Annotated in this window: 18 protein-coding genes; 7 read left to right on the forward strand and 11 right to left on the reverse strand. The window is 59.8% G+C overall.

All coding sequences use genetic code 11. The features are described 5' to 3' along the window. Nucleotides 1-113 precede the first annotated feature (113 nt). A complete protein-coding gene (locus BMY54_RS12795; protein ID WP_093432959.1) occupies nucleotides 114-2111 on the reverse strand; it encodes an alpha-1,4-glucan--maltose-1-phosphate maltosyltransferase in 1998 nt (665 codons plus the stop codon). A gap of 217 nt (nucleotides 2112-2328) precedes the next feature. On the opposite strand from BMY54_RS12795, the gene BMY54_RS30595 reads away from it, so the two are divergent. Beyond that, nucleotides 2329-2487 (forward strand): hypothetical protein, encoded by a 159-nt coding sequence (locus BMY54_RS30595; RefSeq protein WP_008087190.1) that lies wholly within the window; start codon nucleotides 2329-2331, stop codon nucleotides 2485-2487. 125 nt (nucleotides 2488-2612) lie between these two features. Here the strand turns inward: BMY54_RS30595 and BMY54_RS12800 are convergent, their stop codons facing one another. Further along, nucleotides 2613-3125, reverse strand: a complete 513-nt coding sequence (locus tag BMY54_RS12800) for an MgtC/SapB family protein (RefSeq protein ID WP_093432961.1) — start codon at nucleotides 3123-3125, stop codon at nucleotides 2613-2615. Between the two features lie 124 nt (nucleotides 3126-3249). Between BMY54_RS12800 and BMY54_RS12805 the strand changes: the two genes are divergently transcribed. The 3 genes from BMY54_RS12805 to mapR all read left to right on the forward strand — a co-directional run bounded on the left by BMY54_RS12805 (nucleotide 3250) and on the right by mapR (nucleotide 6882). Further along, nucleotides 3250-3498, forward strand: a complete 249-nt coding sequence (locus BMY54_RS12805) for a DUF3203 family protein (protein ID WP_093432963.1) — start codon at nucleotides 3250-3252, stop codon at nucleotides 3496-3498. Nucleotides 3499-3693: 195 nt separating this feature from the next. Then, nucleotides 3694-5124, forward strand: a complete 1431-nt coding sequence (gene ccoG / locus BMY54_RS12810; RefSeq protein WP_093432965.1) for a cytochrome c oxidase accessory protein CcoG — start codon at nucleotides 3694-3696, stop codon at nucleotides 5122-5124. A gap of 348 nt (nucleotides 5125-5472) precedes the next feature. Then, nucleotides 5473-6882, forward strand: a complete 1410-nt coding sequence (mapR, locus tag BMY54_RS12815; RefSeq protein WP_093432967.1) for a GntR family transcriptional regulator MpaR — start codon at nucleotides 5473-5475, stop codon at nucleotides 6880-6882. A gap of 134 nt (nucleotides 6883-7016) precedes the next feature. Here the strand turns inward: mapR and BMY54_RS12820 are convergent, their stop codons facing one another. From BMY54_RS12820 to tpx, 7 genes are all read right to left on the reverse strand, one after another. Continuing rightward, nucleotides 7017-7763 (reverse strand): SDR family oxidoreductase, encoded by a 747-nt coding sequence (locus BMY54_RS12820; protein ID WP_093432969.1) that lies wholly within the window; start codon nucleotides 7761-7763, stop codon nucleotides 7017-7019. Nucleotides 7764-7958: 195 nt separating this feature from the next. Beyond that, a complete protein-coding gene (locus BMY54_RS12825) occupies nucleotides 7959-10040 on the reverse strand; it encodes a putative bifunctional diguanylate cyclase/phosphodiesterase (protein ID WP_093432971.1) in 2082 nt (693 codons plus the stop codon). A 342-nt stretch (nucleotides 10041-10382) separates the two neighbouring features. Continuing rightward, complete coding sequence (locus tag BMY54_RS12835; protein WP_093432977.1) at nucleotides 10383-11855, reverse strand: efflux transporter outer membrane subunit; 1473 nt, start codon at nucleotides 11853-11855, stop codon at nucleotides 10383-10385. Then, a complete protein-coding gene (locus BMY54_RS12840) occupies nucleotides 11852-14959 on the reverse strand; it encodes an efflux RND transporter permease subunit (RefSeq protein WP_093432980.1) in 3108 nt (1035 codons plus the stop codon). The genes BMY54_RS12835 and BMY54_RS12840 overlap by 4 nt, the downstream gene beginning before the upstream one ends. A 145-nt stretch (nucleotides 14960-15104) precedes the next feature. Further along, on the reverse strand, nucleotides 15105-18206 hold the full coding sequence (locus BMY54_RS12845; protein ID WP_093432982.1) for an MdtB/MuxB family multidrug efflux RND transporter permease subunit: 3102 nt from the start codon (nucleotides 18204-18206) through the stop codon (nucleotides 15105-15107). Continuing rightward, nucleotides 18203-19510 (reverse strand): MdtA/MuxA family multidrug efflux RND transporter periplasmic adaptor subunit, encoded by a 1308-nt coding sequence (locus BMY54_RS12850; protein ID WP_093432984.1) that lies wholly within the window; start codon nucleotides 19508-19510, stop codon nucleotides 18203-18205. The genes BMY54_RS12845 and BMY54_RS12850 overlap by 4 nt, the downstream gene beginning before the upstream one ends. 175 nt (nucleotides 19511-19685) lie before the next feature. Beyond that, nucleotides 19686-20186, reverse strand: a complete 501-nt coding sequence (gene tpx / locus BMY54_RS12855) for a thiol peroxidase (RefSeq protein ID WP_093432986.1) — start codon at nucleotides 20184-20186, stop codon at nucleotides 19686-19688. A 343-nt stretch (nucleotides 20187-20529) separates the two neighbouring features. On the opposite strand from tpx, the gene BMY54_RS12860 reads away from it, so the two are divergent. Further along, a complete protein-coding gene (locus BMY54_RS12860; RefSeq protein WP_093432988.1) occupies nucleotides 20530-20955 on the forward strand; it encodes a YciI family protein in 426 nt (141 codons plus the stop codon). Nucleotides 20956-21063: 108 nt separating this feature from the next. On the opposite strand, the gene BMY54_RS12865 is transcribed toward BMY54_RS12860, so the two are convergent. Together BMY54_RS12865 and BMY54_RS12870 are read right to left on the reverse strand one after the other, a co-directional pair. Then, nucleotides 21064-21528: a hypothetical protein gene (locus BMY54_RS12865; RefSeq protein ID WP_225919912.1), complete on the reverse strand. Its 465-nt coding sequence runs from the start codon at nucleotides 21526-21528 to the stop codon at nucleotides 21064-21066. A 149-nt stretch (nucleotides 21529-21677) separates the two neighbouring features. Then, a complete protein-coding gene (locus BMY54_RS12870; RefSeq protein WP_093432994.1) occupies nucleotides 21678-22046 on the reverse strand; it encodes a DUF6124 family protein in 369 nt (122 codons plus the stop codon). Between the two features lie 645 nt (nucleotides 22047-22691). On the opposite strand from BMY54_RS12870, the gene BMY54_RS12875 reads away from it, so the two are divergent. Together BMY54_RS12875 and BMY54_RS12880 are read left to right on the forward strand one after the other, a co-directional pair. Further along, the gene (locus tag BMY54_RS12875) at nucleotides 22692-24320 is read left to right on the forward strand and encodes a J domain-containing protein (RefSeq protein WP_093432997.1); all 1629 of its coding nucleotides are present in this window, start codon (nucleotides 22692-22694) and stop codon (nucleotides 24318-24320) included. Further along, nucleotides 24317-25312, forward strand: coding sequence for a DUF3829 domain-containing protein (locus tag BMY54_RS12880; RefSeq protein ID WP_093433000.1), 996 nt, complete (start codon nucleotides 24317-24319; stop codon nucleotides 25310-25312). Before BMY54_RS12875 ends, BMY54_RS12880 begins: the two co-directional genes overlap by 4 nt. The last annotated feature ends 29 nt before the right edge of the window (nucleotides 25313-25341 follow it).

Here is a 25341-nt window from a genome sequence, read left to right on the forward strand (position 1 = left end):
ACGATGATCGTTCCCCCGCTCCGCGTGGGAATGCCGCCATGGACGCTCTGCGTCAGTTTCTGGGACGCGGAGCGTCCCGGGATGCGTTCCCACGCAGAGCGTGGGAACGATCATTACGTAGCGGTAATTCGCCAGATGCCGAATGGCTGGTACGCCGGGTCGATGCGCATGGACTGATACTTGCCGTGCCAGTCCCAGCGATGCCCGTTCATCAAGTCTTCGCCATGGGTCGTCGCATCATCGGGCAGGCCCATTTCCCACAGCGGCAGTTCGAAATTCGCTTCCTGCACGTTGTGCGGATCAAGGCTGACCGCGACCAGAATGAAGTTGCTGCCGTCGACACTGCGCTTGCCGAAATACAGAATGTTGTCGTTCCAGGCGTTGTAGACCTTCAGGCCCAGATGCGTGTGCAGCGCCGGGTTCTGCCGGCGGATGCGGTTGAGCTGGGCGATCTCGGCAATGATGTTGCCCGGCGCGGTGAAGTCGCGGACGCGGATCTCGTACTTTTCCGAATCGAGGTATTCCTCTTTGCCCGGCACCGGCGCCGACTCGCACAGCTCGAACCCCGAATACATGCCCCACAAGCCTGAACCCATGGTCGCCAGCGCCGCACGAATCAGAAATCCCGGACGCCCGGATTCGTGCAGGAATGCCGGGTTGATGTCCGGCGTATTAACGAAGAAATTCGGCCGGTAGCATTCGCGCCACGGCGATTCATTCAGCTCAGTGAAATACGTCGCCAGCTCAGCCTTGCTGTTGCGCCAGGTGAAATAGGTGTAGCTCTGTGTGTAACCGACCTTGCCCAGCCGCGCCATCATTGCCGGCGTGGTGAAGGCTTCGGCGAGGAAGATCACTTCCGGATATAGCGTCCGAACATCGGCGATCAGCCATTGCCAGAACGGCAGTGGTTTGGTGTGCGGATTGTCGACGCGAAAGATCTTCACGCCCTCTTCGACCCAGCCAATGACGATGTCGCGCAACTCGACCCACAGGCTCGGAATCGCGTCCGGCGCATAGAAGTCGACGTTGACGATGTCCTGATATTTCTTCGGCGGATTCTCCGCGTATTTGATCGTGCCGTCAGGGCGCCAGTTGAACCAGCCCGGATGCTGTTTGAGCCACGGGTGATCCTGGGAACACTGAATGGCGAAGTCGAGGGCGATTTCCAGACCGTGATCGGCGGCGGCAGCGACCAGTCGACGGAAGTCCTCGCGAGTGCCGAGTTGCGAGTGGATCGCCTCGTGACCACCCTCCTCACTACCGATGGCATAAGGGCTGCCGGGATCATCGGGACCGGCGGTCAGGGAATTGTTGCGCCCCTTGCGATGGGCGCGACCAATCGGGTGGATCGGCGTGAAATAGAGCACGTCGAAGCCCATGTCCTGAATCATCGGCAAACGCGCATGCACGTCATTAAAGGTGCCGTGACGGTGGGGATCGTCGGTGATCGAGCGCGGAAACAGTTCGTACCAACTGGCAAATTCGGCCAGTTCGCGTTCGACATCTACCGGATATTCCGGACTGACGCTCAGGTAGGCGCGGTGATCGGCCTCAGCCATCAACTGCGCACTGCGCGAGTGCAGGAACAGCGCGACCTGCTCGGTTTCGAGCAGCCCGGACAATTCGTGGTGAAACGCGGCGAGCTGTTCACTGAGCTGACCTTCGCTGCGCTCGGCGGCCTGTTGCACCATGCTCCGGCCTTCCTGCAACTCCAGCGAAACCGGTACGGCGGCGCTGTGTTTTTTCTCCAGTTCGTACTGGAAACTGGCGAAGTGATCGATCCACGCCTCGATGCAATAGAGGAAGCGCCCTTGATGCTCTGGGCGGAACTGGCCTTGCCAGCCATTGTTGCCCTGATCGGCCATGACCTCGCTTTGCCAGGTCTCCTCGCCTTCCTCGCGCCAGCGGATGCGCACCGCGAGTTTGTCGTGACCGTCGGCAAACACCTTGCTGGTGACCACCACCTCACGGCCGGCAATCGACTTCACGGCGAACTGCCCGCCATCGAGGGTCGGCATGGTGTTTTCGATGGCAATGCGCGGCAGCAGCAACGCCTGCGACAGCGGCATGTGCGGGTTGTAGCTCAGTTCAGAAGGTCTTTCAGCAGTCATTGAGCATCTCTCCTTAACGCCCCAAGGACGCTCTTGTGCCGGATCAGTGTTCACAACGAAGCACCTGCCCCGAAATGAACTCACTTAGGTTCCGAGCGACCGGCGCCGGGAAAAGTTCAGATGAAATTGCCGTGTCAGAAAAGCGGATCGAATTGCGTGCAGGGTGGTCAATCCACTTAAGCACTTCTCACGCCATGTGCCACACGGAGGTCATCAGATGAATATCCCGATCCCGGCCGAAACGCCCGATCCGAACATCGACAAACCCACGCTGCCCGAGACCGAGCCGCAACCGATTCCCGAGCAAGAGCCACCTGGCACCACACCACCCCCCAAAGAAGAACCACCAACGACGATGCCTCCTGTGATCCTCTAACTGATCGTTCCCACGCTCTGCGTGGGAATGCAGCCCGGGACGCTCCGCGTCCCAAAGCGGACGCGGAGCGTCCATTGAGGCATTCCCACGCAGAGCGTGGGAACGATCATCCGGCGCAGGAATGATCAGTGGTCATCAGTCTTTTCCTCGTCCTTTTCGAACAGCTTCACGATGCGCGGCATCACGCTGAAAATCCCCAGCGCCAAAAAGGTACTGAGCAGCGCCGTTGCTTCCCTGCCCAATCCCGCCGCGACCCCAATGGCTGCCGTCATCCACAGCCCGGCAGCCGTGGTCAGGCCTTTGACATGGCCTTCATCGCCTTCCTTGTTTTTCAGGATAGTCCCGGCTCCGAGAAAGCCGATCCCGGCAATCACCCCTTGGACTACGCGGCTCATCGCATCGGATTCCGCCCCCGATGTCTGCGGCACCAGTACAAACAGCGCAGCCCCGAGCGCCACCAACATATGCGTGCGCACCCCGGCAGCCTTGCCCTTGTGTTCGCGCTCGAATCCGAGAATGCCGCCCAGAATGGCGGCCATCAGCAGGCGCACGGTGATGCGCGTCAATTGCGACGCATCCGCGACGTCGGCGAATTCCGCCTGCAGGGTTTGCCATACTTCATGCCACCACGCGTCCATCGTGCAGTCCTTGTTATTGGCTGGATAGACGATGGACAGCGGCGACCATTAATCAGTTGCGCAGAACCATCGGCGAAGCGTGCGCCCTAACCTTTCAGACTTCCCTGAAAAAAGGACCGCCCTCATGCCCGTTCGAGTCGATGAATCCAACCCCGAACAGAAAGTGTGTTTTTTCACCGTCGAGAATGGCGAAGAAATCCGCATTTGCGACACCTTGGAAGTGCGTACGGACAGCGACAAGGCCATGTCGTTTGTGGAAATAGATGGCCGGCGCGTTTACATCACCGAGGCAGAAGCCGACGAATTGACCGTCGCAGGCGCCAAGGATGGTCGCAAGCACTTGAAGGCTGACGAGAGTGGTTCGGTGATTTGACTGACCTTGATCAACACCCGGCGAAAACGCCTGATATAGGCGTTTGCGCCTTTGCCTGCGGGCTGCTTCAAGTTGTCGCAGGCGTTGCGCAGAATCGCATCTGATCCGCTTTTTATTGAAATAGCTGAGCCTGTTATGCAAACAGATCGACGCTCATAGTGCTCTGGCCTGATGGAGGCTGATGAGCGAATAACCATGAGCGAACAAATCCCCGTCCGAACCGTAGAAGCATCTCCAACTATCAAAAGTGTGCCCGCACGCCCAATGAAGGCGACGGCCAAATCCAGCGACAACCAGATCCACACCCGCAGCTTCACCGGCCTGTTCCGCACCTTGCGCATGAGCGGCGCGGGATTTCTGTTCGTGCTGTTTTTCGGCACCGTGTGGCTGAACTGGGGCGGACGTCAGGCGGTGCTCTGGGACCTTTCCGAAAGCAAATTCCACATCTTTGGCGCGACGTTCTGGCCGCAGGATTTCATCCTGCTTTCCGCGCTGTTGATCATTGCCGCGTTCGGCCTGTTCGCCATCACCGTGTTCGCCGGCCGGGTCTGGTGCGGTTACACCTGCCCGCAAAGTTCGTGGACGTGGATCTTCATGTGGTGCGAGAAGATCACTGAAGGCGAACGCAACCAACGCATCAAACTGCAAGCCGCGCCGTGGAGCCTGAACAAACTGGCGCGACGCGCGGCCAAGCACACCCTGTGGCTGGCGATCAGCGTGCTGACCGGCCTGACCTTCGTCGGTTACTTCACGCCGATCCGGCCACTGGCTGAAGAACTGCTGACCCTGCAAATCGGCGGCGTCAGCCTGTTCTGGGTGCTGTTTTTCACCGCCGCCACCTACATCAACGCCGGTTGGCTGCGTGAGGCGGTGTGCATGCACATGTGCCCGTATGCGCGGTTCCAGAGCGTGATGTTCGACAAGGACACCTTGGCGATTTCCTACGACGTGGCCCGTGGCGAAAACCGTGGCCCGCGTAAACGCGACGTGAAACCGCTTGAGGCTGGCCTGGGTGATTGCATCGACTGCCAGTTATGCGTGCAGGTTTGTCCGACCGGCATCGACATTCGCGATGGTCTGCAGATGGAGTGCATCGGCTGCGCCGCGTGCATCGACGCCTGTGACTCGATCATGGACAAGATGAACTACCCGCGCGGCTTGATCCGCTACAGTTCCGAGCGGGAACTGCAGGGGGGCAAAACCCACCTGCTGCGCCCGCGCCTGATCGGTTACACCGTGGTGCTGGTAGCGATGATCGGCGCATTAGCATTAGCGCTGGTCGAGCGGCCGATGGTCTCGCTGGACGTGACCAAGGATCGCGGGTTGTTCCGCGAGAATGGTCAGGGCCAGATTGAAAACATCTATAGCCTCAAAGTCATCAACAAGACCCAACAGCGCCAGGACTACAACCTGAGCCTGGTGGATGGCGACGGCTTCCAGTTGCAGGGCAAGACTGAACTGAGCCTGGCGCCGGGTGAGATTGTCGATGTGCCGGTGTCGGTGGCGATGACCACGGAACGCCCGGCCAGCAGTTCGCAGACCTTGAGTTTCAAGATTGTCGACAGCGATGAGCCTGAGGTTTACAGCGTGGCGAAGAGCAGGTTTGTTGCGCCGATGAATCGCTGAGCCGTTAGAATCTTTTTCCCTCACCCCAGCCCTCTCCCGGTGGGAGAGGGAGCCGACCGAGGTGTCTGTCGCTATACATCGACCTGACAGACCGAGTCGATTATGGATTCAGCAAAACACTATCAAGCCGAATCGATTACGGATTTAGCAAAACAACATCAAGCTGAGTCGATTGTGGATTCAGCAAAGCACATCAAGCTGAGTCGATTGTGGATTCAGCAAAGCACATCAAGCTCAGTCGAGTTCGCAAGCATCCCCCAATCAGTCCCCTCTCCCTCTGGGAGAGGGCTAGGGTGAGGGGCAGTTCTCCTGACACACCTCATCATCAACCAGCACCAAGGCTCCTCGATGAAACGCTACGAAAAATTCGCCGACGACATCGCTGAACTGATCCGCTCCGGCGTCCTTGGCCCCGGCCAGCGCGTGCCCTCGGTGCGTTACGCCAGCCAGACCTACGGGGTCAGCCCGTCCACGGTATTCCAGGCCTATTACCTGCTCGAACGCCGTGGCCTGATCCGCGCCCGGCCGCGCTCCGGCTATTTCGTCAACACCCACGCACCGAGCCCGTTCTCGGAGCCGGTGATCAGCAGCCACGTCAACGATTCCACCGAAGTCGACGTCAGCGAACTGGTGTTCTCGGTCCTCGATTCGATCAAGGACCCGAGTACCGTGCCGTTCGGTTCGGCGTTCCCCAGCCCGACCCTGTTCCCGTTGCAGCGCCTGTCGCGATCGCTGGCCAGCGCGGCCCGCGAAATGGATCCGCGCATGGTCGTCACCGACATGTCGCCGGGCAATCCGCAACTGCGCCGACAGATAGCCCTGCGCTACATGGTCGGCGGCCTGATGCTGCCGATGGAAGAGCTGCTGATCACCAACGGCGCGCTCGAAGCGCTGAACCTGTGCCTGCAAGCCGTCACCGAACCGGGCGATCTGGTGGCCATCGAAGCCCCGGCGTTCTACGCCAGCCTGCAAGTGCTCGAACGGCTGAAACTCAAAGCCGTGGAAATTCCCGTGCACCCGCGCGATGGCATTGACCTCGGCGTACTTGCGCAAACCCTCGAACGCCATCCGGTCAAAGCCTGCTGGTGCATGACCAGTTTCCAGAACCCGATGGGCGCAACCATGCCCGAGGCGAAGAAACAGGAACTGGTCGAACTGCTGCGCCGCCATCAGGTGCCGCTGATCGAAGACGACGTTTACGCCGAACTCTATTACGGCCAACAAGCACCGAAACCGGCCAAGGCGTTCGACACGGAAGGTCTGGTGATGCACTGCGGTTCATTCGCCAAAAGCCTCGCCCCCGGCTACCGCATCGGCTGGGTTGCCGCCGGACGTTACGCGCAGAAAATCGAACGGCTGAAACTGATGACCTCTCTGTGTGCTTCGATGCCAGCGCAAGCGGCGATTGCCGACTACCTGCAACACGGCGGTTATGACCGGCACCTGCGCAAACTGCGTTACGCACTGGAAGAACAGCAGAGCGCGATGCTCGCGGCGATTGCCCGCTACTTCCCGGCGCAGACGCGGGTCAGCCAACCGGCGGGCGGCTACTTCTTGTGGCTGGAACTGCCACCGCAAATGGATTCGCTGAAGTTGTTTCAGATGGCACTGGCGCAAGGCATCAGCATTGCGCCGGGGCCGATCTTTTCGCCGACGCAGCGCTTCAGGAATTGTATTCGGTTGAACTATGGCAGCCCTTGGACCGAGGATTCGGAAAAGGCCATGGAGACATTGGGGCGGATTGTGCGGTCGTTCTGACAGATTGATGGTGTTTGCCTTGGCCTCTTCGCGAGCAAGCTCGCTCCCACATGGGTTCTGTGTCATTCACACATCCAATGTGGGAGCGAGCTTGCTCGCGAAGGGGGCGGTGCTATCGAAGCAAATCCAAGCGATCAGCGCCCACCACCCAAATCAACAAATGTCCCGGTCGCATAAGAAGCCTTATCCGACAACAACCAGACAATCGCCTCCGCCACTTCATCCGGGCGCCCGCCACGGGCCATAGGAATCGCCGACTCAAGCTTGCTGACCCGATCCGGATCGCCGCTCAGTGCGTGGAAATCGGTATAGATGTAACCCGGGCGCACCGCGTTGACGCGAATCCCCTCGCCCGCCACTTCCTTGGATAAACCGATAGTGAAGGTGTCGAGCGCGCCTTTGGACGCGGCGTAATCGACGTATTCGTTGGGCGAACCGAGACGCGCGGCCACCGACGACACGTTGACGATGCTGCCACCCTGCCCGCCGTGCTTGGGCGACATGCGCAGGATCGCGTGTTTGGCGCAGAGAATCGGCGCCAGTACGTTGGTTTTCATGATTTTGAGGATGCGGAATTCGGACATTTCGTCGACCCGCGATTTGTGTCCGACAGTGCCGGCGTTGTTCACCAGCGCGGTGACCCGGCCCAACTCGGTGTCGACCCGATGGAACAATGCGATCACTTCGTCTTCGATGCTGACGTCGGCACGCACGGCGATGGCCTGGGCGCCTAATCCGCGAACTTGCTCCAGCACGCTTTGCGCGGCTTGCTCATCCGACTGATAGTTGATGCAGATCCGATAACCTTGCTCGGCAGCCAACAACGCCGTAGCGGCGCCAATCCCGCGCCCGCCACCGGTGATCACAATGACTTTATCCATGCTGGCCTTTCCCCCAAATGCACACGTAACAGTCGGGGGGAAGAATAACCGCCATTGGCGGGTTTTGCATGAGGTCTGTTGTGTCGGGCCGGACGCCTTCGCGAGCAGGTCGAATCGTCGCACCGTCGCTCCCACAGGGGTATGCATTCCAAATGTGGGAGCGAGCTTGCTCGCGAAGAACGATAACGCGGTCGATCAGACCACCGCTGACTGCTCACCCCGCGCAATATCCCGCATGAATTTGTCCGCCGGCATCGGATGCCCGAGCAGATAACCCTGCAACGAATCACAGCCCAGTTGAGTCAGAAACGCCTGCTGCACACCGGTCTCGACACCTTCAGCGACAATGCGCAAACCCAGTGCCTGCCCCAACGCGACAATCGCCGAGACAATCGCCGCATCGTCGCTGTCATGCTCCAGATCGCGCACAAAACCGCGATCAATCTTCAGCTCGTTGGCCGGCAATCGCTTGAGGTACATCAGGCTGGAATAACCGGTGCCGAAGTCATCGATCGACAGGTCGACGCCCATGTCCGACAGTTCCTGCAACACCATCATGCTCGCATCGGCATCGCTCATGGCCGTGGTTTCGGTGATTTCCAGAGTCAGGCTGTTGGCCGGCAAGTGGTGCGTGGCCAGCGCCTTGGCCACGCTGCGCACCAGTCCCGTGTGGCAGAACTGCAACGCCGACAGGTTCACCGCGATACGCCAATCGGTGTAACCGAGCACGTACCATTCGCGCATCTGGCGACAGGCTTCGTTGAGCACCCAGTCGCCGATCGGGATGATCAGCCCGGATTTCTCGGCCAGGTCAATGAACTTGTCCGGCATCAGCATGCCGTGGATCGGGTGTTGCCAGCGCAACAGCGCTTCAGCCCCGACCGGACGGCCGTTGGCGGCGTCGAACTTGGGTTGGTAATGCAAGCTGAACTGACTGTGTTCCAGCGCCGCGCGCAGGTCCTGCAACAACTGCAACTGCTTGCGCGCGTTGTTGTTCATCGACGCATCGAAAAAGCTGTAACCGTTTTTGCCGCCGCCCTTGGCGTGGTACATCGCCGCGTCGGCGTTCATCAGCAGTTCCTGCGCGGTCTGGCCATTACCCGGGTACAGGGCGATGCCGACGCTGGCGGAGATCTGCAAGTCATGCTCGGCAACGCGGAATGATTGTGCGATCAGACCGACCTGACGCGCCGCCAGTCCCAGCGCATCATTGGGTTCGCTGAGGCGCACCAGTAACACGAATTCATCGCCACCGATCCGCGCCAGCGTGTCGAGGCTGCGCAAGTCTTCACGCAGACGCACGCCGACTTCGCGCAACAACTGATCACCCATGTGATGACCGAACGCATCATTAACCGGTTTGAAGCCGTCCAGATCGATGAACATCAAGGCAAAGCAACCGCCCTGCTCGTTGACTTTTTTCATCGCCTGATTGATCCGGTCGTCGAGCAACATGCGATTCGGCAGGCCGGTCAGGGTGTCGTGCAGGGCCAGTTGCGTGAGTTCACGGTTGGCGACGGTCAACGAATGCGCCAGATCGGCAGTGCGCGCTTCAAGCCGTGCGTCGAGGATCGAGGTGAGCAAGGCAATCGACAGCACCGCCAGCGTGGTGATCAGCACCAGGCTGTCGAGGCCGCTGCCCTTCAAACCGTTGACGGTGGCACCGCAGAAACTGCCGTCTGGAAATTGCGCAGCGGCCATGCCGGTGTAATGCATGCCGACAATGGCGACGCCCATGATGACCGCTGCGCCGCCGCGAATCAGGCGCACATACGGCGAGTGCTGACGCAGGCGAAAGGCAATCCACAGCGCCGCTGCCGATGCGCCGACCGCAATCAGTAATGAAGCGCCGAACAGCGTCGGGTCGTAGTCGATCCCCGGCGTCATGCGCATCGCCGCCATGCCGGTGTAATGCATGGCACTGATCCCGGCACCCATGATCAGCGCACCGAAGGCCAGTTGCAGAACCGGCAGTTTCGGCTGGCTGACCAGCCACAAGGCGAACCCGCAGGACAACACGGCAATCAACAGTGAAAGCGCGGTCAGGGTGATGTCGTAGCCAAGGTCGATCGGCAGTTTGAAGGCGAGCATGCCAATGAAATGCATCGACCAGACGCCGATACCCATGGCAAACGCACCGCCGGCGTTCCAGAAATGCACCGCACGGCCCTTGGCCGTGGCAATGCGACCGGTGAGGTCGAGCGCAGTGTAGGAAGCGAGAATCGCCACGCACAACGAAATAAAAACCAGGGTGGAGGAATAACTACCGATGAGCATGGGATTTCTCGTGGCCACCCAACGAGGACTGCGTCCATTCCCGGTCGGGCAAATGCGGCGATTGTACTGATTACGCAGAAGAACGCACTGACAAAGTAATCAATTGGCCATCAAGCCGATGAAACGTTTGTTTGATCGCTCGACGAGGCTCTGGAATGGGCCTTTCTGCAACTGGCGCGCTTACTGTGGGAGCGAGCTTGCTCGCGAATAGGCGCGTTGATCGTTCCCACGCTCCGCGTGGGAATGCAGCCCGGGACGCTCCGCGTCCCTTCAAAGCCGAACGCGGAGCGTCCGTTGAGGCATTCCCACGCGGAGCGTGGGAACGATCAGTGAAGCCAACCTTCAGCGGGTGTTATCGCTGACATCCAGTTGTCCGTCCCAACCGCCGCCCAGCGCTGCGATGAGTTGCACGCTGGCAATCAAGCGGCTTTGCAGAATATTCAGCACATTGCGCTCATTGCTCAACGCCGTCGCTTGCACCACCACCACATCGATGTAGGCAATCAACCCGGCCTTGTACTGATTTTCCGTCAGGCGCAGGGAGTCGCGGGCCGCATCGAGCGCTTCCTGGCGCACCGCCGCTTCGTCTTCGTACACCTTCAACTGCACCAGATAATTTTCCACCTCGCGGAAACCGTCGAGCACAGTCTGGCGGTACTTGGCCACGGTCTGGTCGTAGACCGCTTCAGTGCGGTCGACTTCTGCCGAACGAATGCCGCCATCGAAAATCGGCAACGACAGTTTCGGCCCGACCGACCAGAAACGGTTCGGCAGGCTGATCAGGTTCTGCGAGGTACTGCTGCTGTAACCGCCGCTCAGGCTCAGGCTCAGGTCCGGGTAATACGCCGCTTTGGCCACGCCGATATTGGCGTTGGCGGCAATCACCGAACGCTCCGCCGAAGCGATGTCCGGACGCCGCTCAAGCAACTGCGAGGGCAGGCTCAACGGCACCTGCGGCAGCTTTGGAATGGTCTGCACTTCGGCAATGTTGAAATCCGCCGGCGCTTGCCCGGTCAGCACGGCAATGGCGTTTTCGAACTGCGCGCGCTGCCAGATCAGGTCGACCAGATCAGCCTGGGTGCTTTTCAGTTGCGTCTGCGCCTGCGCTACCGCATCGCGCCCGGAAACGCCCGCGCGGTACTGGTTCTGGGTCATTTTCAGCGAGCGTTCGTAAGCGGCAACCGTGGCTTCGAGCAGGCGTTTTTGCTGATCGATCACGCGCAGTTGCAGGTAGTTCTGCACCAGCTCCGACTGCTGGCTCAGGCGCATGGCCGCCAGATCGGCAAAACTGGCCTGGGCACTGGCCTCATCGGCTTCCAGACCACGGCGCAATTTGCCCCAGACATCGGCTTCCCAACTGACGCCCAGCTCGGCGTTATAGGTGTCGCGAATGCCACTGGAGGAACTGCTCAGACTCGAACTGCTGCTACCGGTGCCTTGGCTGGAGCGGGTCTTGCCCAAGCTCAAGTCAACGCTGGGATAGAACGCTCCGCGAGCACTGCGCACCAAGGCCTGAGCCTGGCGGTACTGGGCTTCCGACTGCGCGACGGTCTGGTTGGAATTGTTGAGTTTTTCGATCAGCCCGTTGAGTTGCTGATCGCCGTACAACTCCCACCACGCGCCACGGGCAAGTGAATCGCTCGGGTTGGCCTGAGTCCAGCCAGCGGCTTCCTTGTACTGGGTGATTTCAGCGGTTTGCGGACGTTGATAGTCCGGGCCGACGGCGCAGGCACTGAGCATCGCCACGCACAGCGACAGGCTCAGCAAGCGCGAGCCCCGAACAGTGGCCAGATTGATAAGCGAACGGTCAGTCATAGCGGAGTTTCCAGAGCGGCGTCAGTACGCACGCCACGCCATTTGTTGAAACGATGGCGCAGCTTGTCGAGATAGAGGTAAACCACAGGCGTGGTGTAAAGCGTCAGCACCTGACTGAAGATCAGCCCGCCGATGATGGTGAGGCCCAGCGGCTGGCGCATTTCCGCGCCCTCGGCCCGGCCGAGCAGCAATGGCAAGGCACCGAGAATCGCCGCCAGCGTAGTCATCAGAATCGGCCGTAGCCGTTGCAGACAGGCGCTGCGGATCGATTCCTGCGGCGACAGCCCCTGATGCCGTTCCAGTTGCAGCGCAAGGTCGATCATCAGAATGGCGTTTTTCTTCACCACGCCAATCAGCAGGAACAGCCCGAGCAGCGAGATCAGGCTGAACTCGCCGCCCAGCGCATAGATCGACAGCAACGCACCGACACCGGCCGACGGCAGGGTCGACAGAATCGTCAGCGGATGGATGTAGCTTTCATACAGCACGCCCAGCACCAGATACACCGCCAGCAACGCGCCGAGAATCATGAACGGCTGGCTCTTCTGCGTCGCGGCGAAGGCGTCGGCAGTGCCGGCCATTTTCGCGATGACATCTTCCGGCAGGCCGAGCTTGGCAATCGCCCGCTCGATCGCGGCACTGCCCTGCTCCACCGTCACGCCTTCGGCCATGTCGAAGGAAATGTCTTCGGAGGCGAACTGGCCTTCGTGGCTGACGCGGTCGTCTTCCAGGCTGTTTTCGTAATGAGCGAACGTCGACAGCGGCACCCGCGCACCGTCAGCGGTGATCACCTGCACTTGCTTGAGCGTCACCGGATCCTGGGCGTATTTCGGATTGACCTCCATCACCACCTGATACTGGTTGAGGCTGTCGTAGATCGTCGAGATCTGCCGCTGGCTGTAGGCGTTGTTCAGCACCGCCGTGACCATGTTCATGTCGACACCGAGGCGTTTGGCCTGGTCGCGGTCGACAATCAGCGTCACTTGTTGCGCCCCGGCGCCTTCTCGGGCATCAATGGCGGTCAGTTCGGGCAGGGCTCGCAATGCCGCGACCACTTTCGGAAACCATTTACGCAACTCGCCGAGGTCGGCGCTTTGCAGGATGTAGCTGTATTGCGAACTGGTCTGCTCGCGACCGCCGCCAAATTGCAGATCCTGGTCGGCCATCAGCATCAACTGCGCGCCGGGCACTTTGGGCATTTCCTTACGCAGACGCTCGATGACTTTCTGTGCCGACAGCTGCCGCTCCTTGATCGGTTTCAGACGCACAATCATGAACGCGTTGTTGGTGCCGTTGCTGCCGCCGATGAACCCGGCGACGCTTTCCACTGCTTCGTCCTTGAGCACTGCGCGGCGGAAGATTTCCATTTTCGGCTGCATCACGCTGAACGACAGACCGTCGTCGCCGCGCACAAAACCGATCAACTGCCCGGTGTCCTGCTGCGGCATGAAGGTTTTCGGCACCACCACGTACAGCGCGACGTTGACGCCGACGGTGATCAGCAGGCTGAGCAAGGTCAGGCGCCGGTGACGCAACACCCAATCGAGGCTGGTGGCGTACTTGCCGACCATCCAGTCGTTGGTGCGACGGCTCCAGCGTTGCAGGCGATTTTCCTGCCCCGGCGTGTGCGGCTTGAGCCAACGGGCGCAAAGCATCGGCGTCAACGTCAGCGAAACCACCAGCGAGACGACGATGGCCGCCGCCAGGGTGATGGAAAACTCGCGGAACAGGCTTTCGACAATCCCGCCCATAAACAGGATCGAGAGGAACACCGCCACCAGCGAGACGTTCATCGACAGCAAGGTGAAACCGACTTCCTTGGCCCCGAGGTACGCGGCCTGCATCGGTTTGACGCCTTCGTCGATGTGCCGGGAGATGTTCTCCAGCACCACGATGGCGTCGTCCACCACCAGACCGGTGGCGAGAATCAGCGCCATCAGCGAGAGGTTGTTCAGCGAGAAACCGTAGAGGTACATCACCGCAAAGGTGCCGACCAGCGACACCGGCACGGCCAATGTCGGAATCAGCGAGGCGCGGAAGTTACCGAGGAACAGGAATACCACCAGAATCACCAGCGCCACGGCAATCAGCAAGGTCATCTCGGCTTCATGCAGCGTCGCCTTGATCACCGGCGAGCGGTCCATGGCCAGATTCAGTTTTACGCTGGCAGGCAACACCGCTTGCAAGGCCGGCAGTTGCGCCTTGATCTCGTTGACCGTCTCGATGATGTTGGCGCCAGCCTGGCGGTTGATCACCAGCAGCACCGCCGCGTCATCGTTGAAGAAGCCGCTGTTGTAGCGGTCTTCGACGCCGTCACTGACCTTGGCCACGTCCTTGAGGCGCAGCGCGGCGCCGTCGGCGTAGTGGATGATCAGTGACTCGTAATCCTTGGCTTTCTCCAACTGGTCATTGGCCTGGATCTGCCACAAACGCTGGCCGTCCTCGACCGAACCCTTCGGCCGGCGCACGTTGGCATCGGCGATAGTCTTGCGCACATCGTCGAGCGCCACGCCGTACTGGTTCAGCGCCTGTGGTTCGAGCTCGATGCGCACCGCCGGCAGCGAACTGCCGCCGATCTGCACTTCACCGACACCCTGCACTTGCGACAGGCTCTGCGAAAGAATCGTCGAGGCCAGATCGTAAAGCTGGCCTTTTTCTAGCACATCGGAGGTCAGCGACAGCACCATGATTGGCGCCTGCGACGGGTTGACCTTCTTGTAGGTCGGCATACTGCGCATGCCGCTCGGCAGCAGATTGCGCGAAGCGTTGATCGCCGCCTGCACTTCCCGCGCGGCACCGTTGATGTCGCGGTCGAGATCAAATTGCAGAATGACCCGGGTCGAACCCTGACTGGAGCGGCTGCTCATGGTGTTGACGCCGGCGATTGCGCCGAACGAGCGCTCCAGCGGTGTGGCCACGGTGGACGCCATGACCTCCGGGCTCGCGCCGGGCAGACTGGCCTGCACGACGATCACCGGGAAATCCATTTGCGGCAGCGGCGAAACCGGCAGCAGGCCGAAGCTGACACCGCCGAGCAGCATGATCGCCAGGCTCAGCAGCATTGTGGCGACCGGGCGCTTGATGAAAGGACCGGAGAGGTTCATTGACCACCGTTCCCTGCATCACCACACAATCCTGTGGGAGCGAGCTTGCTCGCGAATTCATTTTGACATTCAACGTAGACGTCGACTGATTGGCCGCTTTCGCGAGCAAGCTCGCTCCCACAAGGGATGTGTGATGCTCGCGAAGTCATACCGACACCTCTTCAGTGTCAGCATTGGTCTTGCCAAAGCGCCGACCGAGGCGGTCGAAATACAGGTAGATCACTGGCGTGGTGAACAGCGTCAGCACCTGGCTGACCAGCAAACCACCGACCATCACCAGACCCAGCGGCTGACGCAATTCAGCCCCGGAACCGGTCGCGAGCATCAACGGCACCGCACCAAACAGCGCCGCCAGCGTGGTCATCAGAATCGGCCGGAAGCGCAACAACGCCGCCTGATAGATCGCCTGTTCCGGCGCCATGCCTTGCGTGCGCTCAGCATCGAGGGCGAAGTCGATCATCATGATCGCGTTCTTCTTGACGATACCGATCAGCAGGATGATGCCGATGATCGCGATCATGCCCAGATCATTGCCGCTGAGCAGCAACGCCAGCAAGGCACCGACGGCCGCCGACGGCAAGGTCGAGAGAATGGTGATCGGGTGAATGTAGCTCTCGTACAGCACGCCGAGCACGATGTACATGGTCACCACCGCCGCCAGAATCAGCAGCAAGGTGCTCGACAGCGAAGCCTGGAACGCTTCGGCCGCGCCCTGGAACTGGGTCTGCACGCCGACGGGCATGCCGATGTCCTTCTGCACCTGTTCGATGATGTCGACCGCATGCCCCAGCGCCACACCGGGCGCGAGGTTGAACGACATCATTACCGCCGGGAACTGGCCGATATGGGTGATCGCCAGTTGCGCCTGACGCTCCTCGATATGAGCCAGACTCGACAGGCGTACCTGCGCGTCATCGGTGGTCTTGACGTGAATCTGGTCCAGCGCCTGCGGGCCGATCTTCTCTCCGGCCTGGGCTTGCAGCACCACGCGGTACTGGCTGGCCTGGGTGTAAATGGTCGAGATCTGCCGCTGGCCAAAAGCGTCATAGAGCGCATCGGTGATGTTCGCCACCGAAACGCCAAGGCGTGAGGCGGCATCGCGGTCGATCACCAGATAGACCTGTAAACCCTTGTCCTGCAAATCACTGGCAACGTCGGTCAATTCCGGCCGTTGGGCCAGCGCTTCGACCAGTCGCCCGCTCCACTGGCTGAGCAGTTCGGAATCCGGCGAGGACATGCTGAACTGATACTGGGTCCGGCTGACACGGTCTTCGATGGTCAGGTCCTGCACCGGCTGCATGAACAGGCGGATGCCGACCAGTTTGTCCAGTTGCGGTTGCAGGCGCGCAATCACTTCAGTGGCGCTTAGATCGCGATCGCCATGGGGCTTGAGGTTGATCAGCAAGCGGCCGCTGTTGAGCGTGGCGTTATCGCCGTCGACACCGATGTAGGACGACAGGCTCTGCACCGCCGGATCTTGCAGAATGATTTTCGCCAGTTCCTGCTGACGCTCGCCCATCGCGGCGAAGGAGATCGACTGCGGTGCCTCGGAGATGCCCTGAATCACCCCGGTGTCCTGCACCGGGAAGAAGCCTTTCGGCACGACCATGTAAAGAAATACGGTCAACCCCAGCGTAGCGATGGCCACCAGCAAGGTCAGCGGCTGGTGTTTGAGCACCCAACGCAGCATCCGCCCGTACTCGGCAATCATCCAGTCAATCACCGCGCCACTGGCCCGGTAGAAACGGCCCTGCTCATGTTCTTCCGGCTCACGCTTGAGCAGACGCGCGCACATCATCGGCGTCAGGGTCAGCGAGACCACCAGCGAAATCAGGATCGCCACGGCCAGGGTGATGGCGAATTCGCGGAACAACCGCCCGACCACGTCGGCCATGAACAGCAGCGGGATCAATACTGCGATCAGCGACAGGGTCAGGGAAATCAGGGTGAAGCCGATCTGCTTGGCGCCCTTTAGCGCCGCTTGCATCGGGCTGTCGCCCTCTTCGATGAAGCGCGCGATGTTCTCGAGCATGACGATGGCGTCGTCGACCACAAAACCGGTGGCAATGGTCAGCGCCATCAAGGTCAGGTTGTTGACCGAAAAGCCGGCCAGGTACATCACGCCGAAGGTGCCGATCAGCGATAGCGGCACGGCCACTGACGGAATGATCGTGGCACTGGCGCGCCGCAGGAACAGAAACGTCACCATCACCACCAGGGCGATGGCGATCAGCAATTCGTGTTGCACGTCAGTGACCGAGGCGCGGATGGTCTGCGTGCGATCCGTCAGTACCGTCACTTCGAGGCCGGCCGGCAGGTTGTCGGTGATGCTCGGCAGCAGCGCCTTGATGCGGTCGACCACTTCAATGACGTTGGCACCCGGCTGACGCTGGATGTTCAGCAATACCGCCTGATTCTGGTTGGCCCACGCAGCGAGACGTTCGTTCTCGGCGCCATCGACAATTTCCGCCACGTCCTTGAGCCGCAACGGCGCGCCGTTCTTGTAGGCGAGGATCAGGTTGGCGTAATCCTTGGGCGAGGTCAGCTGGTCGTTGGCGTCAAGCATCGACACCCGCGTCGGGCCGTCAAAGTTGCCCTTCGGCTGGTTGACGTTGGAAGCACTGATCAAGGTGCGCACGTCCGCCAGGTTCAAGCTGTTGGCCGCCAACGCTTCCGGGTTGACCTTGATGCGCACGGCCTGACGCTGACCGCCGGCAATGCTGACCATGCCGACGCCGCTGATCTGGGCGATTTTCTGCGCCATGCGCGTATCGACCAGATCATTGAGTTTGGGCAGCAGCATGGTTTTCGAGGTAATCGCCAGGGTCAGCACCGGGGTGTCCGCCGGGTTGACCTTGTTGTACACCGGCGGCGCCGGCAAATCGGTGGGCAGCAGATTGGTCGCGGCGTTGATCGCGGCCTGCACCTGCTGCTCGGCGACGTCCATGTTGATGTCGAGGCTGAAGCGCAAGGTCAGCACCGACGCACCGCCGGAACTGGTCGAGGCCATTTGCGTCAGACCCGGCATCTGCCCGAACTGGCGCTCGAGTGGCGCAGTTACGGCACTGGTCATCACATCCGGGCTGGCGCCGGGATATAAGGTCATGACGCGGATGGTCGGGTAGTCGACCTGTGGCAGCGCAGAAACTGGCAGCAAGCGGTAAGCGATCAGGCCGGCCAGGACAATGGCCAGCATGCTCAGGGTGGTGGCTACCGGTCGGAGGATGAACAGCCGCGAAATGTTCATGCGCCCTTCTTGGCCTTATCGGTGACAGCAGCGTCAGTCGGGGTGGCGGCAGATTTGCCTTGCAGGTGTTCAGTTGGAGTGGTCGGCACTTGGTTGCTGTCGTTGACCACTTCCACTTCGCTGCCTTCCTTCAGACGGTCGGTGCCTTCCAGCACCACGCGGTCGCCGGCGGCCAGGCCTTCGGTGACCACGGTGTTTTCGCCATCACTGGCGCCGATCTTCAATTGGCGAATGGTGACTTTCCTGTCGCCATCCAGTGCATAGACGAAGGTGCCGTTGGTGCCGAACTGGATGGCCGCCGACGGTGCCAGCACCACGCCTTTCAGCGTGTCAGCGAGCAAGTGAACGTTGACGAACTGGTTGGGGAACAGCGCCTGATCACGGTTATCGTAGCGGGCCTTGAACTTCAAGGTGCCGGTGGCAACGTCGATCTGGTTGTCGAGGCTTTGCAGAACGCCGCTGGCTTGCAGCTTGCTGTCGCCGCGATCCCACGCCTCGGCCGGAAGTTTGGCGCCGCTGCGATAACGCGCGAGCACGGTTTCGAGGCTGTTTTCCGGCAAGGTGAAAGCGACGCTGATCGGTTGCGTCTGGGTGATCACCGCGAGGGACGTGGTGTCATTGGCGGTGACGAGGTTGCCGACGTCGACCTGGCGCAGACCGACACGGCCGGCAATCGGCGCGCGGATCTTGGTGAATTCGAGATTGAGCTTGGCGTCGTTGACTGCGGCCTGGTTGGTCTTGACCGTGCCCAGATACTGACCGACCAGCGCTTCGGCGGTGTCCAGCGTCTGTTTGGCGATACTGTCCTCTTTGTACAAACCGCGATAACGCTCGACATCGACCTGAGCGTTTTTCAGTTGCGCCTGATTCTGCAGCAGAGTGCCTTCGGCTTGTAGCAAGGCGTTCTGGTACGGGCGTGGGTCGATCTCGGCCAACAGGTCACCGGCCTTGACCATCTGCCCTTCTTCGAAATTGATCTTGACCAGCTCGCCGCCCACCCGGCTGCGCACATTGATGGTGTTGAGCGCGGTCACCGTGCCCAGCGCCTTGTAATACAGCGGGAAGTCGCCAGTAACCGCCGGCGCCACGCGCACCGGAATCGGCCCGGTGCCGCCACCGAAGCCCGGCCGCATCATCCCCGAACGCCCGGTGTGCCCGGACGCCGCTTTGTCAGCGCCCTCTTTGTGGGCTGAACCGGTGGGCCAGAATTTCCAGCACAGGACGGCGATCACCAACAAGACCAGCAGGCTGATCAGCCAGCGACGGGAGTTACGAGGGGACGATTGCATGGAGTCATTAACCATTGGGCGCGTGGGCTTCTTTTACGGGAGGCTGAACGATAAGCACTGGTGGGGAAATAGCAAAGCAGCTTTACCGGCAATTTACCTTCAACTTACGTTTCAAGGTGTGAGGCAAAACACTGATACACAAATGAAAACGGCCTGGACAGGGCCAGGCCGTTAACAATTGTAAAAGCGCTTACTTGAGAACGGACAGGGCCGCTTCGTAGTTAGGCTCTTCAGCGATTTCCTTGACCAGTTCGCTGTGCAGGACGTTGTCGTTTTCGTCCAGCACCACAACGGCGCGAGCGGTCAGGCCTTTCAGCGGGCCGTCAGCGATGGCCACGCCGTAGTTCTCGATGAACTCGGCACCGCGCAGGGTCGACAGGTTTTGTACGTTTTCCAGACCTTCGGCGCCGCAGAAACGTGCCTGGGCGAACGGCAGGTCAGCGGAGATGCACAGCACCACGGTGTTGGCGATGTCGTTGGCCTGAGCGTTGAACTTGCGCACGGAAGTGGCGCAGGTCGGGGTGTCGACGCTTGGGAAGATGTTGAGGATTTTGCGCTTGCCGGCGAAGTCTTTCAGGGTGACGTCGGACAGATTGCCGGCAACCAGAGAAAAGGCTGGCGCCTTGGAACCGGCTTGTGGCAACTGGCCGTTGACTTGAACCGGATTGCCTTTAAGGGTGACTTGAGCCATGACTTGAGTCCTTCTGATGTTTTGATTGGAAAGCATGCAAGAGGCCGAAGTTAACCACGAAATGGTCCGACGACCTATGCCCTGTTTGGAAATTGTTGGGTGCCTGCGCGAAAAATTGTATACAAAACCAGCACAATTCCCATGTGGGAGCGAGCCTGCTCGCGATAGCGGTCTGTCAGTCAACATCTGCGTGTATGACACAACGCCATCGCGAGCAGGCTCACTCCTACAATTAGATCTGCGGTGTGAAAAATTCTCCGCACTTTTACCAGAGACCCTGTCGATTCAAGTGTGGCCCGTTCGACTAAGCAATGAATCCCACCAAACTCACGGAGTAACCGCCATGCGCTTCATGATCCTTGTCAAAGCCAGCGCCGATTCGGAAGCCGGCATCATGCCCAGCGAAGAACTGATCGCCGCGATGGGCAACTTCAACGAAGAACTGGTCAAGGCCGGCATCCTGATCGATTGCGATGGCCTGCACCCGAGCAGCAAAGGCGCCCGCGTACGTTTCTCCGGGGACAAACGCACGGTGATCGACGGGCCGTTCATCGAGACCAAAGAACTGGTGGCGGGTTACTGGATCTGGGAAGTGAAATCCAAAGAAGAAGCCATCGAATGGGTCAAGCGCTGCCCTAACCCAATGTCAGGCGATTCTGATATTGAAATCCGCCAGATATTTTCTGCAGAAGACTTCGGCGCTGAGTTCACCCCGGAGGCGCGGGAACAGGAAGAGCGTGTCCGCGAACAAGCCAAGAAAAACGGCTAACCGGGTATCCCGTGTAGGAGCTGCCGAAGGCTGCGATCTTTTGATTTTGCCGTTAAAAAACAAGATCAAAAGATCGCAGCCTCGTTTCACTCGACACCTGCAGAATCGTCAGTCGGGCATCGATCGGATGATGTCGGCCAGATCATCTTTGGTTATTTCATTGGCCTTGATAGCTGCGGCGACATCTGCTTTGGAAAGCGGAAAACGTTTGAAAATTTCTTTCAAGGTTTCCTCATTAACATTGGCCAGCCAGAGCGGATCGATAAATGAGCCGCCATACTCAGGCTTCATGGGTACCTCTTCGTGTGCAATTGCACCTTTATGGTTGAGATACACAACATAACGGTCGTGCCCTTCAGGAAAGCTTTTATCGTGATAAAGCGTGGTACCCAAAGGCAGGACATAGTAGTTCTCGTCGCCATTTGGCCCTTCAATCAGCAACGGCTCTTTGGTTTTGATCATTTTCCTGTCGTGCCCTTTCCCGATATCACCAAAAATCAGAAAAGCCAAAAAAACCGCATTGACGGATAAAACTGCCACCAGCCATAGGCTAATCCGCCGTTTCGTAGTCATTTTTCTTATCAAGCCTTTGCTCCTGCAATTTTCACAGTTATGCCCAACCGTCTTTCAAGGGACGCTCTGCGTTCCAGCTTGCGAATTTGGCGCAGAGCGTCAAGGGCTGCATTCCAGTACAGAGCGTGGGAACGATCAATCAAGAGCGATCAGCTCTTGAGCTCGACGTGATCCAATGCCTGATTCACCGCGAGTTCACCCAGCATGACAACCTGTGCGATACCCAGTGCAGTCTTGCGCTGCGAGGTTTCCAGCGAGGCGGCGAAGTTCATCAGCATTTCACTGGCCGAGCCTAGGGTTTCGCTGGCGTTGGCGAGCAGGGATTCAGTGTTGTACCTGGGATTGGCGAGGTACATGGGTTCCGGCTCGTTGGCACTGGACATGATATGGGCGCTGGGGTTGAGGTAGAAATCGAGGGCGCGGTCGGCGGCTTCGTGGAGTTTTTTACTGTCGACTGAGGCGTAGGGGGATGTGGTGTCGGTGTCTGATTCTGGGGGATTGGGTGTTGGCTTTTTCATAGTGTTTTCTCTATCCGAACGGTGGAGCTGGTCCATTCGGCTTCCGGTCGAATGGGTGGCAGCTGTACGCAGGCTGGAAACCCGGGGGACAGAGAAACCCGGACGACCCGAAGGTCCCCCACGCACAGCCGCCATAACTAAGTACGCACCAAAAAAAGGTGCGCAAGCATACGTCATGAACGGTGCTGTTGCGTTCAGTTTTCCCCCGGGGTTTCCAGTCCCGGTCGCTGATTTGGCAGCGACGAACACAGGCTAGAGACCCGACGTCCGACGGACAACCTGAAAACCTTGTGGGAACGTTCCGCAAATTCCAAACAACGTTTAAACATCCCGAATTGAAATACGCATATGTAGTAGCGGCCGAAGGCTCGAGCCGCGATCGGACGAACTTTTGATTTTGCATTTAAAAAACACGATCAAAAGATCGCAACCTCGTGTCACTCGCCAGCTCCTGTCGCCAGTGCGCCGTCCGCTTGCAGGGTCAGTTGGCGGGTGATGCCCGGCAACGGCGGCAACCCGTACTGCCGCTGGTTTGTCGACCAATAGCAACAGCTGAGGACTTTTCCACGCGAAACAGGTAGGGTGCGCAAAATCAAAGTGCCATCACTGGACCGCGTCGCAGGTTTTCATGGAGTTGTACACGCAATGAGTTGCTGGACCGTCCTTGGCCTCACGGCCGACGCCGATACGCGCAGTATCAAACGCCAATACGCTGCCCTGCTCAAACAGACCCGTCCGGACGAAGACGCCGAGGGCTTCCAGCGCCTGCGTGACGCCTATGAGCAAGCCCTGAATTACAAGGAATGGGCGCAGGCCAGCGAGGACCACGGGGCTGATGAAGACGCCTGGGACTTGACCGGTCTGACCGTAGTCGAAGTCGATGCCTTGCAGCAGGCGACGCGCTCGCTGGCCGACACCAGCCTTGCACAATTGCAACAGCGCCATGCCCTCGCCGTTGAACAGGGTTGCGCGCATATCCTCGAAGAGACCCTGCTGCAGCATTGCATCGAGCACCCGGATACATCGGCGCCGATGGTCGATTGGGCGGTGCAGACGTATCACTGGTTCAGTGCTTGGCAGCGGCTGGAACTGGACGAGGAATCCATCGAACATTTGCTCGATCACCAGCGGGAACGCATGACTCGACCGCTGCGTGATGCCCTCGAACGTGAGGACAGTGCGGCCTTTTTGCAGGCCTACGCACAGTGCGCGCAATACCTCTGGCTCGACGCTGAAGTGCACCGGCAGTGGTTCAACCTGTTCCTCAGTCGTTTGCTGCTGGACAGCGAATACTGGTCTTCCGCTATTTTCGAACAGGTCTGCGCGGGCCAGGGCTGGCATTCCGGTCCGGCCAACCGTTGCCCGAAAGATGAATGGAAACGTCTGGTCGCGCGCCATGAAGCTCCGATTTTTATCGCGCAACAGCGTCAACTCGCCGAAGAGCCGCCCGCCACCGCCGACCACCGCGCCGCCCGCCTGTTGCTCGGCAGCGGCCCGTTCAACCAGCGTCGCGCATTGGCCAGACGCCTGCGTGAGAAAGATTGGGAGCATTGCCGACATTTGAGTTCGGCGCTGTATGCCAATCATCCGAAGGTCTGCGCAGAGATGCCCGGGGGCACCGCGTTTTTCTGGCGCGACTGGGAACTGAAACGCGGCGAATGGCCGACCTACGTTGGCGTGGTGCTGGCCTGTCTGATCGGTGCGTTTACTCATTTCATCCCGCTGGGGCTGCGCGTCACCGGGCTGATCAATATCGTCATGACCTCAACAATCGTGTTTGGCGTGATCGCTGCGGGTATCAACTGGCTGACGCACGAACTGGCGCACACCCATTGGCTGCTGGATGACCGCCTCAGCGCGCGGTTGTGGCCGGGTTTTGCCAAGGACGCTGCGCCGTTCGGCGTACTGCGCGATCTGATTCCCTGCGCGTTGATGGTGGCCGGACTCTGCTGGTTTTTCGGCCCCATCGCCGGCGTCGTCTATGCCGCCACACTGGCCTGCGTGGGTGTGATTCGTCGCCGTCAGGTCAAGCCGCACACGTCCTGGGAAAAGACTAACCTGCCGGTGAAAATCGGCCTGACGCTACTCGGCGTTGTCGCGCTGGTGCTGGTGCTGGGTGTATTCAAAGTGGCCGCCAGCCAAGGCACGGTCAATCGCAATCAGGGCCTGCAACCCTGGGCGGAGCGTTTGTGTAGCCGGTTGCCGGCGAGTTCTTTCGATTGCGGCGCTCCGGCCACCCGCGAGCAGTGGTATCCCGCGGAGGCACGGCCATGACGTCGAGATTCATGTTTGTCAGCGGCGTCGTGGTCGTTCTGGTGGTGATGGGGCTGTCGAGCGCGACCCGACCGTTCCTGAAGCTCGACCTGTGGCTTGATCAGCGCGACTCAGTGGTGACCGCACAGGCCAACGCGTTGAGTCCGGTCATTGCCTGCGTCAACCGTGTCGATGTGCACTGGCGCAACGCCTACGACAAAAACCAACATCAGCGGCCAACCGCTGATGCGTTCGGAAAGTATATTTCCGAGCCTCAGGATTTCGATAACAGTGATGCGTTCACTGTGCGTGACATCCAGGAGGATACCTGCCTGCGGGATATCAACGAAAAGCTCGAGCTGCTGGCCTACCAGCCAGCGCTGTCGCAGAAAGTCCGTGACTACGCGCAAGCACTGAAGTGGGCATCGGTGATTTCGCCACCGACTCGACTCGATAAAAGTGCGAGCTTCTTTGTCGTCCCGTTCAACCAGACACCGCGAGTTCTGGCGCAAATTCAGACCGCCAGCAATGCCTATCTCAGCGCATCGACTGCCTTGAGAGAAGAACTGCTGCCACTGGACATCGCGCAGCGATCCGAACAGCTCAAACTTCTTGAGGCACGCGTAGGCAAGGAGATCCACTGGTCGCTGCTGGCGTATATGATTCAGGCCCGAGAGACATTGGAGCGGCTGGAGGACGGGATGAAGCACCGCACCCTGACCCCTCAAGCCGTGGCCGAAACCACCGCTGATCTGCAACAGGCGTGGAATCGCGGTGGGCCTTTCATCGGCCCGCGTGAGCCTGGTTTCCGTAACAAAGACGATGATGCGCGCGAGCTGTGGCGACACATCCGTGAGCCTGCGCAGCACTATCTCGAAGCACTGAACACCCTGCACAGGGATTGGCAGGACCGCGCCGAACCGCAACGTTTGAGCGACGACTATTACGCCGTCACCCGTGGCTACGACGCCTTGGTCAGCCACTACAACCGCCAGGCACGCGCCAATTTCTGAGGGTGTGCACAGGCCGGACGGTCCTCGCG

It is taken from the genome of Pseudomonas sp. ok266, assembly GCF_900110195.1.
GTDB lineage: Bacteria > Pseudomonadota > Gammaproteobacteria > Pseudomonadales > Pseudomonadaceae > Aquipseudomonas > Aquipseudomonas neuropathica.

Bases quoted from the DNA above. Each gene is read 5' to 3' on its own strand.
- BMY54_RS12795 (WP_093432959.1), bottom strand. From the start codon at position 2,111: ATGACTGCTGAAAGACCTTCTGAACTGAGCTACAACCCGCACATGCCG.
- BMY54_RS30595 (WP_008087190.1), top strand. From the start codon at position 2,329: ATGAATATCCCGATCCCGGCCGAAACGCCCGATCCGAACATCGACAAA.
- BMY54_RS12800 (WP_093432961.1), bottom strand. From the start codon at position 3,125: ATGGACGCGTGGTGGCATGAAGTATGGCAAACCCTGCAGGCGGAATTC.
- BMY54_RS12805 (WP_093432963.1), top strand. From the start codon at position 3,250: ATGCCCGTTCGAGTCGATGAATCCAACCCCGAACAGAAAGTGTGTTTT.
- ccoG (WP_093432965.1), top strand. From the start codon at position 3,694: ATGAGCGAACAAATCCCCGTCCGAACCGTAGAAGCATCTCCAACTATC.
- mapR (WP_093432967.1), top strand. From the start codon at position 5,473: ATGAAACGCTACGAAAAATTCGCCGACGACATCGCTGAACTGATCCGC.
- BMY54_RS12820 (WP_093432969.1), bottom strand. From the start codon at position 7,763: ATGGATAAAGTCATTGTGATCACCGGTGGCGGGCGCGGGATTGGCGCC.
- BMY54_RS12825 (WP_093432971.1), bottom strand. From the start codon at position 10,040: ATGCTCATCGGTAGTTATTCCTCCACCCTGGTTTTTATTTCGTTGTGC.
- BMY54_RS12835 (WP_093432977.1), bottom strand. From the start codon at position 11,855: ATGACTGACCGTTCGCTTATCAATCTGGCCACTGTTCGGGGCTCGCGC.
- BMY54_RS12840 (WP_093432980.1), bottom strand. From the start codon at position 14,959: ATGAACCTCTCCGGTCCTTTCATCAAGCGCCCGGTCGCCACAATGCTG.
- BMY54_RS12845 (WP_093432982.1), bottom strand. From the start codon at position 18,206: ATGAACATTTCGCGGCTGTTCATCCTCCGACCGGTAGCCACCACCCTG.
- BMY54_RS12850 (WP_093432984.1), bottom strand. From the start codon at position 19,510: ATGGTTAATGACTCCATGCAATCGTCCCCTCGTAACTCCCGTCGCTGG.
- tpx (WP_093432986.1), bottom strand. From the start codon at position 20,186: ATGGCTCAAGTCACCCTTAAAGGCAATCCGGTTCAAGTCAACGGCCAG.
- BMY54_RS12860 (WP_093432988.1), top strand. From the start codon at position 20,530: ATGCGCTTCATGATCCTTGTCAAAGCCAGCGCCGATTCGGAAGCCGGC.
- BMY54_RS12865 (WP_225919912.1), bottom strand. From the start codon at position 21,528: ATGACTACGAAACGGCGGATTAGCCTATGGCTGGTGGCAGTTTTATCC.
- BMY54_RS12870 (WP_093432994.1), bottom strand. From the start codon at position 22,046: ATGAAAAAGCCAACACCCAATCCCCCAGAATCAGACACCGACACCACA.
- BMY54_RS12875 (WP_093432997.1), top strand. From the start codon at position 22,692: ATGAGTTGCTGGACCGTCCTTGGCCTCACGGCCGACGCCGATACGCGC.
- BMY54_RS12880 (WP_093433000.1), top strand. From the start codon at position 24,317: ATGACGTCGAGATTCATGTTTGTCAGCGGCGTCGTGGTCGTTCTGGTG.